Source organism: Desulfobotulus sapovorans DSM 2055 (assembly GCF_059569355.1).
Genome location: NZ_JCANVJ010000050.1, coordinates 1 through 8,601 on the forward strand (window position 1 = coordinate 1; position 8,601 = coordinate 8,601).

The 8,601-nt window shown below is 54.1% G+C and carries 8 protein-coding genes and 1 pseudogene; all 9 read right to left on the minus strand.

All coding sequences use genetic code 11. The features are described from left to right. Positions 1-503 (minus strand): annotated as a pseudogene (locus tag BR04_RS17230) (4Fe-4S ferredoxin); the annotation flags it as partial. After that, complete coding sequence (locus BR04_RS17235; protein ID WP_496357265.1) at positions 504-944, minus strand: hydrogenase iron-sulfur subunit; 441 nt, start codon at positions 942-944, stop codon at positions 504-506. Positions 945-1,033: 89 nt separating this feature from the next. Then, entirely contained in the window at positions 1,034-4,060 is a 3,027-nt protein-coding gene (locus tag BR04_RS17240; protein WP_496357266.1) for an FAD-dependent oxidoreductase, read from the minus strand. 39 nt (positions 4,061-4,099) lie between these two features. Continuing rightward, the gene (locus BR04_RS17245; protein ID WP_496357267.1) at positions 4,100-5,386 is read right to left on the minus strand and encodes a (Fe-S)-binding protein; all 1,287 of its coding nucleotides are present in this window, start codon (positions 5,384-5,386) and stop codon (positions 4,100-4,102) included. A 270-nt stretch (positions 5,387-5,656) separates the two neighbouring features. Continuing rightward, entirely contained in the window at positions 5,657-6,484 is an 828-nt protein-coding gene (locus BR04_RS17250) for a nitrilase-related carbon-nitrogen hydrolase (RefSeq protein ID WP_496357268.1), read from the minus strand. A 35-nt stretch (positions 6,485-6,519) separates the two neighbouring features. Next, a complete protein-coding gene (gene ahbA / locus BR04_RS17255; protein WP_496357269.1) occupies positions 6,520-6,969 on the minus strand; it encodes a siroheme decarboxylase subunit alpha in 450 nt (149 codons plus the stop codon). Then, positions 6,969-7,376 (minus strand): secondary thiamine-phosphate synthase enzyme YjbQ, encoded by a 408-nt coding sequence (locus tag BR04_RS17260; RefSeq protein WP_496357270.1) that lies wholly within the window; start codon positions 7,374-7,376, stop codon positions 6,969-6,971. Before BR04_RS17260 ends, ahbA begins: the two co-directional genes overlap by 1 nt. Before the next feature lie 167 nt (positions 7,377-7,543). Next, positions 7,544-7,861 carry a TusE/DsrC/DsvC family sulfur relay protein gene (locus BR04_RS17265; RefSeq protein ID WP_496357271.1) on the minus strand — a complete coding sequence of 106 codons (318 nt, stop codon included), beginning with the start codon at positions 7,859-7,861 and terminating at the stop codon, positions 7,544-7,546. Between the two features lie 263 nt (positions 7,862-8,124). Continuing rightward, positions 8,125-8,601, minus strand: a 477-nt coding sequence (locus tag BR04_RS17270) for an iron-sulfur cluster-binding protein (protein ID WP_496357272.1), incomplete at its 5' end; no start/stop codon positions are given.

Genomic DNA, 8,601 nt, shown 5'->3' on the forward strand with positions numbered 1-8,601 from the left:
CCTGCCATCTCGTCAAAGATCACAGGATTGCGCTTGATACAGGTGCGGCAGTTGGACTGAAGCACCTCCGCCTTGCTGACAGTCTTTTCTCCCGCAGGGCCCGTCACCGTGATCTGATCCCCGGCTTCGCTGTAAGCGGTCACCTCGCCGCCTGCAAGATCGGAAAGGGCTTTTTTGTCCGCCATGCCCGTGCAGGGAACACCGATGATCACCAGCTGATCCCGCCTGATCTTGTTTTCCACAATGTGGCCCACAATGTTCCGCGCATCACAGCCCTTGGCGATGATACCGATACGGTCCTTGCGGCCTGTGAGGTAGTTGCACAGATTGAGACGGCAGGTCGCGTCCCAGATCAGTTCGTCCGTTTCCGATGCCTTACGGAGAATGGTCGGCTCGCTCATCACGGGAAGCGTTCCCTTTTTGAAGCCGATCACGACATCGACCTTCCCGGTTTCGAGAAGATTTTTTGCAATTTCCCTTATTTTCAGGGCGACATCAGCCATCTACGCCACCTCCTGACTCATGATAAACTCCTTTGCCATGCCCTGGGCAGGGCCAAGGGCCTTTACCTCGGCAATCACGGTGCGGGCCACCTCGGCAAACTTCACGCCTTCTGCGGAAGAAATCCAGGAAAACTGGATGCGGCCCGGCTCAAGCCCCGTGTACTCCAGCATTTCCTTCAAAAGCGTAAATTTACGGCGGGCATAATAGTTGCCCGTAATATAGTGGCAGTCACCGGGGTGACACCCGGAAATCCAGACCCCGTCCGCCCCATTGCGAAAAGCCGAAAGGATCATCTTGGGGGACACCCTTCCGGAACAGGGCAGACGGATGATACGCATGTTGGCCGGATACTGAAAACGGCTCACGCCCGCAAGGTCTGCGGCTCCGTAGGTGCACCAGTTGCACAGAAAGGTAATGATTTTTGGTTCAAACTCCTGCATAGGAAGCCTCCCCACGCCCTTTTTCAAGGACGCATATGATTCTTGAAAAGACCGGCGATCCACCACCGGTCTTAATTTTTATTTCATCATCAGGCCGCATCGATCATGGCCAGAATCTGCCCTTCTTCAAAGCCCTTCAGATTCAGGGCACCGGAGCGGCAGGATGCCACACAGGCCCCGCAGCCCTTGCAGAGAACGGGGTTGATCTCCGCCTTGCCCGCCCTCGGCCCTTCCAGAATCATACCCGGAGAGTTGTAGGGGCAGACCGCCACACAGACACCGCATCCGGAGCAGAGATCCGGATTCACATAGGCCACCTGGCCAGAGGTGTTGATGGTTTTTCTGGCAAGAAGACCCGTGGCCCGTGCTGCGGCCGCCTGGGCCTGAGCGATGGATTCATCAATGGGTTTGGGATAATGGGCAAGGCCCGCAAGGAAAACCCCGTCCGTGGCAAAATCACTGGGCGCCAGCTTCACATGGGCTTCCACAAAGAAGCCGTCATCGTTGAGGGGCACCTTAAAGAACTGAGCCAGACGCTCATCCTTGTAGGGTTTCACCGCAGAAGCCAGCACCAGAAGATCCGCTGCAATCTCAAGGGGCCGCTGGATGATGGGATCGTTCACCCGAACCAGCAGCCTGCCTTCGGCTTCCGTCACCACAGGTTTGGCATCCAGGGAGTACCGTACAAAAATCACGCCCTTTTCCCTGGCCTGCTTGTAAAGGGCTTCCTTTTCCCCATAGGTACGGATATCCCGGTACAGGACAAAAACATCCATGTCCGGCTTTTTCTCCTTCAGGTGCAGAGCGCTGACCATGGTATGGGTGCAGCAGATGCGGGAACAATAGGCCCGGCCCGGTTCACGGGATCCCACACACTGGATGAAGACCGCAGACTCTGCCTTCTCCACCCTGGCATCATGGGCCTTCATCAGAATATCCAGCTCCTGACCCGTCACCACCTTATCGGAACTTCCGTACAGATACTCTGTGGGCTTGATTTCCTCGGCACCCGTGGCAATGATGGCCACCCCATGGCGGATTTCCCTTTCACTGCCTCTGGTCTCTACGGTGCTGACAAAGTTACCGACAAAGCCTTCCACATTTTTAAGGCTGGATTCCAGCAGGACATCGATTTTCTCATCCACGGCCACGCTGTTGACCATGTCGGCAAGGCCTTCTTCAATGGACTCGCCCTTCGCCGTGACATAGAGATTTCTTGCCTGACCGCCCAGAGCCTTGTCCCGCTCCACCAGGGTGACATGATAGCCCTGGGTGGAAAGGGCCTTGGCGGCCGCCATGCCGGAAATCCCGCCGCCGATGACCAGCACGTTCTGGTCGATCTCAAGGGTGGCTTCGGAAAGGGGCTCGAACAGGGCCACCTTGGCCACAGCCATGCGAACCTGCTCTTTCGCCTTCAGGGTGGCTTCCACAGGCTGATCCTTGTGCACCCAGGAGCCGTGGTTGCGGATGTTCACCATCTCAAAGAGGTATTTGTTCAGCCCTGCATTGATGAGGGTTTCCTGGAACAGGGGATCATGGGTTCTGGGGCTGCATGCCGCCACAACAATACGGTTTAAGCCCTTTTCCCGGATCACTTTGGTCATGGCGTCCTGGGTATCCTGGGAGCAGGAGTACATGTTGTTCGCCACATATTCCACATTGGGAAGGCCTGCCGCATAATCCCGCACGGCCTCCACATCAATAACCCCTGCGATGTTGATCCCGCAGTGGCAGACAAAGACACCGATGCGGGGACGATCTCCCCGGATATCGTTTTCCTTCACCTTTTCCACGGTGCGGGTCAGGGTGTTGCGTGCCGCGACAAGGCCCGCTCCGGCGTTGAGGGCCGCAGCTCCTGCCTCTACAACGGACTGGGGAATATCTTTCGGGCCCTGGAAGGCACCGCAGACATAAACCCCCTCGCGGGTGGTGGTCACGGGCCTGAAGGTGGAGGTTTTGACAAAACCACCTTCGGTCAGCTCAATGCCCATTTTGGCGGCATTGGCCCGGACTTCCTCATTAATTTCCATCCCAACGGAAAGAACAACAATGTCATAGACTTCCGTCATCCGCTGGTTATTTTCATCGATATATTCCAACACCTGCCCCGGGCCATCGGGATTGTCATACACCGTATGCACCCGACAGCGCTGGAACTTCACCCCATAGGTATTTTTGGCCTGGTTGTAGCAGTCCTCAAAGCCCTTGCCATGGGTGCGCATGTCCATATAGAAAATTTTGGTTTCCAGCTCCGGATCATGCTCTTTGGCAATGATGGCCTGCTTGATGGCATACATGCAGCATACGGAAGAGCAGTGGCCGTTCTTACAGGTGTTCACATCCCTTGACCCCACGCACTGAAGCCAGGCGATCTTGTGGGGATGTTCATGGTCGGAAAGTCGTACCACATGACCCTGAAAGGGCCCGGACGCGGACAGGAGCCGCTCGAATTCCAGAGACGTGACCACATCCTTGCTGCGGTCGTAGTTGAGGAAGTCCTTGCCCGAAGGATTGTAGGCGGAAAAGCCCGTCGCCAGAATCACGGAACCCACGTTGAAAGTGAGGGTTTTGTCCGTATCCTTGTAATTGATGGCATCCGCAGGGCAGACCTTCTCGCAGTTACCGCATTTATCTTTGGTGAGCTTGATGCAGTTGGCCGCATCAATGGTGTATTTCAGGGGCACGGCCTGGGGATAGGGCACATAGATGGCTTTGCGTTTGGCAAGGCCCATGTTGTACTCATCCTCCACCTTTTTGGGACATTTTTCAGCGCAGGCTCCGCAGCCGATGCACTTGTCGATGTCCACATACCGGGCCTTCTGGAAGACCTCCACCTCAAAATTGCCCGCTTCGCCCCGGATATCCCGGATTTCCGCCAGGGTCACCAGCTCAATATTGATATGCCGCCCCACCTCAACGAGCTTGGGACTCATGATGCACATGGAGCAGTCATTGGTAGGGAAAGTCTTGTCCAGCTGGGCCATAACCCCGCCGATGGACGGTGATTTTTCCACCATATAGACATAGTAGCCGGAATCGGCCAGATCCAGCGCCGCCTGGATGGCAGCAATCCCGCCGCCGGCAATCAGAACGGATCCGATGGTTTTTTCTGACATGATTGTTTTACTCCTCCTCACGCCTGATAGATCCCCTGCCTACAGGCCAAAATCCGCAAGATCCGGCCCCAGATAGGTACGCTCGTTTTCACCCAGAATCCCCATGGAAAGGCAGAGAATAGTCCAGAGATGCACGGTGTGATATTTGCCGCCAAAATGATGACCGATGTCTTCCACCTGGGCATGACAGTTGTGGCAGGGGGTGATCACATAGGTGGCACCGGTTTTATCAATCTGGTCAAACTTGATTTTACCGTAAGCCTGACGCTGCGCCGTGAATCCTGCCTGAAGGGATCCCCCCCCACCGCCGCAGCAGTAGTTGTTGGAGCGGTTGGGCACCATATCAATGAAGTTCTCCGCACCCACGGCGGTTTTCACCACAAAACGCAGGTCTTCGGCCATTTCGTCACCGAGAGACTTCCGGATGATATTGCAGGGATCCTGCACCGTAAACTTGATGCCCAGCTCCTTGTTCCAGTCTGAATTCACGGGGAGTTTGCCTTCCCGTATCCATTTGGCGTAAAGCTGGATAATGGAGATGAACTCAAAGTTCGTCTCTATGTTGAAGCGCCGCAAAGCCCCATAAATGGCATAAAAGGAGTGACCGCACTCCGTATTCACGAAATACTTCACGCCCAGCTTGTTCAGATGATCCACCTGGGCCCGGACAATTTTTTCCCAGGAAGGATCATCGGCAAGGAACATACAGTAGTTCTCACCGCCCCACATCTCGGAATAATAGGTCCAGTCCGCCCCCACCGTATGGAGAATCTTCCAGAGAGGCAAAAGCTCATCCGGCTCGGTTACAGGCTCGCGGGAGTTCTGGTTCAGGGCATACATGGCTCCGGGCTTGTCAATGGGTGCCTGAAGCTCTTCAAAGCCCGGCTGCTCCCGACATTCCTCGGCCAGATCCTCCACCGTGAATTTGAAATCATCGAAGGGAACCCCCATGGCACCCCCACGGGATTTCACATGGAGATTACAGGATTCCAGAATCCCCTTGGGACGCTCTTCACGCGGCCAGCTGGCGCGAATTTCATAGATGAGTGCCGGAATATTGATCTTCATGGGACAGACGTCATAGCAACGTCTGCACATGGTGCAGACCCAGGCCCAGGGATGACGTTCCAGATCGCCATCCATCCCCAGCACGGCCATGCGGAGAAATTTCCGCGGGTCCATGTCAAACTGTCCTGTGGCGGGACAGCCACTGGAACAGGTACCACAGGTAAGGCAGGCGTTGAGATTCCCGTCAGGAACCATTTCCCGGGCCATCTTGCAGATGGTTCCGGCAGCACCGCCGACGCGTACCGCTTCAGCTGTCATGTATCCTCCCTTTACTTCCAAAATGACCTTGACGATCCGTGAACCCTTCCTCTTATCCTGCTACCGGGTTCAGGCTTTATCCTTATAAAATAGAATTTTTAAATGGAGCGGATTGGTAAAATTCGGTTATGTCTTATAGGAAGGCAAGGGAGGGGAGTCAAACAGATAATCTGGATGAAATTGATGGCGGAAATAGATTTTTACGATGCTTTCTGAAGTTTTTATTTTTTTAGGGGAAAGAAAAAATATGGGAGGACTTTCGAGAGTCCTTCAGGAATCCAGCCACATCCTGTAAAGATCCGGCCTCCGTCCACGATGAAAGGCTGTCATGGAATGGAACCTAATGGCAGACACCCGCTCCGGATTCAGGGAGAGGAAAAGAAGATCCGGGCCAGTTGCAAAAAGCTCTGCGCAGACACGGCCATCGGGGCCAAGGGCAAGGGCAAGGCCCGGAAAAAACTTGCCTGTGCCATCCCCGGAACAGGGATTCACGGCCAGCACATAGCTTCCCGTATCAAAGGCGCGGGCAGGGAGATGGCGCAGCCAGGAGGCTTTTTTCTCTTCGGGAGTACCCCGGGGAGAAGCATGGGGAATGAGAAAGGCTTCAACCCCCATATAGGCAAGACAGGAAAAGAGCTCGGGAAAGTGGGCATCATAGCAAAGGGCAAGGCCAAAGGTGAGGCCCATGAAAGAAAAAGTCGTCGGCCTGTCTCCGGCAAGGTAAAGCCCGCGTTCAGGAGAACCAAGGTGAATCTTGCGGTAATGGGCCAAAAGCCCCTCCGGCCCCAGGGCAAGGGCGCTTACATAAAAACCCGCATCCGTCCTTTCCGCAAAACCGCAGATCAGACAGAGATCAAATTTTCTGGCAAGGGGAGAAAGAAGAAAAAGAACCTCTTCAAGGGTGAGGGCTTTTTGATGCAGAGCATCCGACCCCAGGAGATATCCCGTAAGCTGCATTTCCGGAAACACCACCATGCGGGCGGAAGAGATCGCGGCCTTTTCACAGAGATCTGTCATGCCCAAAAGATTGGCGGCCACATCACCGGCCGTCTGGGGAAGAATGGCAAGGGCCAGAGAAATAGGAGGGGCGGTCTTCATGATTCCTCAGCCGGCAGAGGGCTTTCCTCAAAAATTCACACCGAAAATTTTGCCCGGATTTTAAATACATGGGTGGCGGGCAGGTTGAGGATGTCGGCCACCCCGGTTTCCTCTGCAATCTCTTCCAGATTACGGGCAATGATTTCCCGTGAAGGTTCAATGAAAGTGAACCAGATATTCCAGTCATTTTCACGGATATAATTGTGGGTCACGCCGGGATAACGGTTCACCACATCCGCAAAAAAATCCACCTTTCCCTCCGGCACACGGGCCGCACAGAGAGTGGAAAAATACCCAAGATTTTCAGGCCCGAAATTGCCACCAATGCGCCGGATGATACCCTTTTCCTTGAGGTGTTGCAAACGGCTCAGCACCTCCTCTTCTTCCATGCCCAGTGCTTCTCCAATGGCGGCATAGGGGCGGGCGCAGACAGGAAACCCGGACTGAATGCCATTCAAAAGTTTTTTATCCAGGGCATCCATCATCAAACCCCCCTTTCCTGCTGGGGGAGCAGTAAAATACGGACTTCCCGTTTTCGGGGGCCGTCAAACTCCCAGAAATAGATAGCCTGCCAGCGTCCGAGATCCAGCCGCCCGTCACGTACCGCCAGCACTTCGGAAGCGCCGATGAGGGAAGCCTTCATGTGGGCATCGGAATTGCCTTCCATATGCCGGTAATCCGGATCCACGGGAACAAGGCGGGAAAGGGTGCGAATCATGTCTTCCTTGACATCGGGATCCGCATTTTCATTGAGGGTGATGGCCGCTGTGGTATGGGGCACAAAAAGATGACAAAGCCCGGAACGCATACCCGAGGCCGTCACCACTTCCTGCACCCTGGCCGTGATGTCCACCATTTCCCTGCGTGTGGTAGACTGAATCTTGATCTGCATAGGCTCTCTCCCCTCAACAAACACGGATCAGACAAAACAGCATTTTTCCATTCACGATAAAGCAGCCTGGGGCATCTGAAATACAAACTTGCATTGGCAGGACAGCAAAAGGCCCTGCCTGGGCAGGGCCTTTCATTTTCAAAACGGCATCAGACTTCCGGTAACGATTAAACGCAACCGGTGGGCTTGGGAAGGCCAGCCATTTTGCAGGCTCCCTTGCCAGGTCCGGAGGGGAAAAGCTCATAGATGTGCTTGAGCTTGAATCCGGTAAGTTTGGAAAGAACGCGTACCATGGGAGCAATACCGTTCTTTTTGTAGTAATCCTGAAGGATATTGATCACACCCCAGTGTTCGTCGGTCAGGGTTTCAATACCTTCTTCTTTCATGCAGTATTCAACCCATTCTTCCGTATAGGTGTTGAAGTCTTCAAGAAAGCCGTCTTCGTCGATTACAAACTTCTTGCCTTTGAATTCAATTTCAGCCATTTTTCAAAAACCTCCTGTAGATAGAATAGATATCATCCTGTGGGGGATCCCCGTATATCCTTAACTTTTTCTTAGCGTATCTACCTAACCAAACAAGCCCAGCTTGTCAATAAGCAAGATGCTTTTACATCATTCCACATGGAGTGTCAAACCTTTGAGAGACAAAGCATGCCGATAGGGGACTGTCTGCGGGGCAACGTGGGGGAAAACAGCGACCGCATCTCCATGCCAGGATGGAAATGCGGTCGCAACCTTTAACGTTTTTAGTATTCCTTGGGCATCTGATTGAGCTGATCCAGGGTGAAGACGGGGCCGTCCTTGCACACCAGCTCTTTACCGATGTTGCAGCGACCGCACATCCCGATACCGCACTTCATCCGGTTTTCAAGGCTCATGATGATATGGTCATGCTTGTACCCGAGCTTGTCCAGAACGGGCAGGGTAAACTTGATCATCATGGGAGGCCCGCAGACAATGGCGTAGGTGTCATCGCTGGCGGGAGGCGCCACCTTTTCCGCAACCGGCGGAATAAAACCCTGATGGTACTTCCAGTTGGGATCATCGGTTTTGTCAACGGTGATGTGCATGTTGATCTTGCCCTGGGCTTCCCATTCCCGGAGATCATCCATATAAAGAAGCATACCGGGGGCACGGGCACCATACACCACATCGATCTTGCCGAATTTCTCCCGGTTGTCCAGCATCATCTTGATGGAGGATCTCAGGGTGGTGAAGGCAAA

Coding starts and splice junctions, on each gene's coding strand:
- BR04_RS17235 (WP_496357265.1), bottom strand. CDS start 944: ATGCAGGAGTTTGAACCAAAAATCATTACCTTTCTGTGCAACTGGTGC.
- BR04_RS17240 (WP_496357266.1), bottom strand. CDS start 4,060: ATGTCAGAAAAAACCATCGGATCCGTTCTGATTGCCGGCGGCGGGATT.
- BR04_RS17245 (WP_496357267.1), bottom strand. CDS start 5,386: ATGACAGCTGAAGCGGTACGCGTCGGCGGTGCTGCCGGAACCATCTGC.
- BR04_RS17250 (WP_496357268.1), bottom strand. CDS start 6,484: ATGAAGACCGCCCCTCCTATTTCTCTGGCCCTTGCCATTCTTCCCCAG.
- ahbA (WP_496357269.1), bottom strand. CDS start 6,969: ATGATGGATGCCCTGGATAAAAAACTTTTGAATGGCATTCAGTCCGGG.
- BR04_RS17260 (WP_496357270.1), bottom strand. CDS start 7,376: ATGCAGATCAAGATTCAGTCTACCACACGCAGGGAAATGGTGGACATC.
- BR04_RS17265 (WP_496357271.1), bottom strand. CDS start 7,861: ATGGCTGAAATTGAATTCAAAGGCAAGAAGTTTGTAATCGACGAAGAC.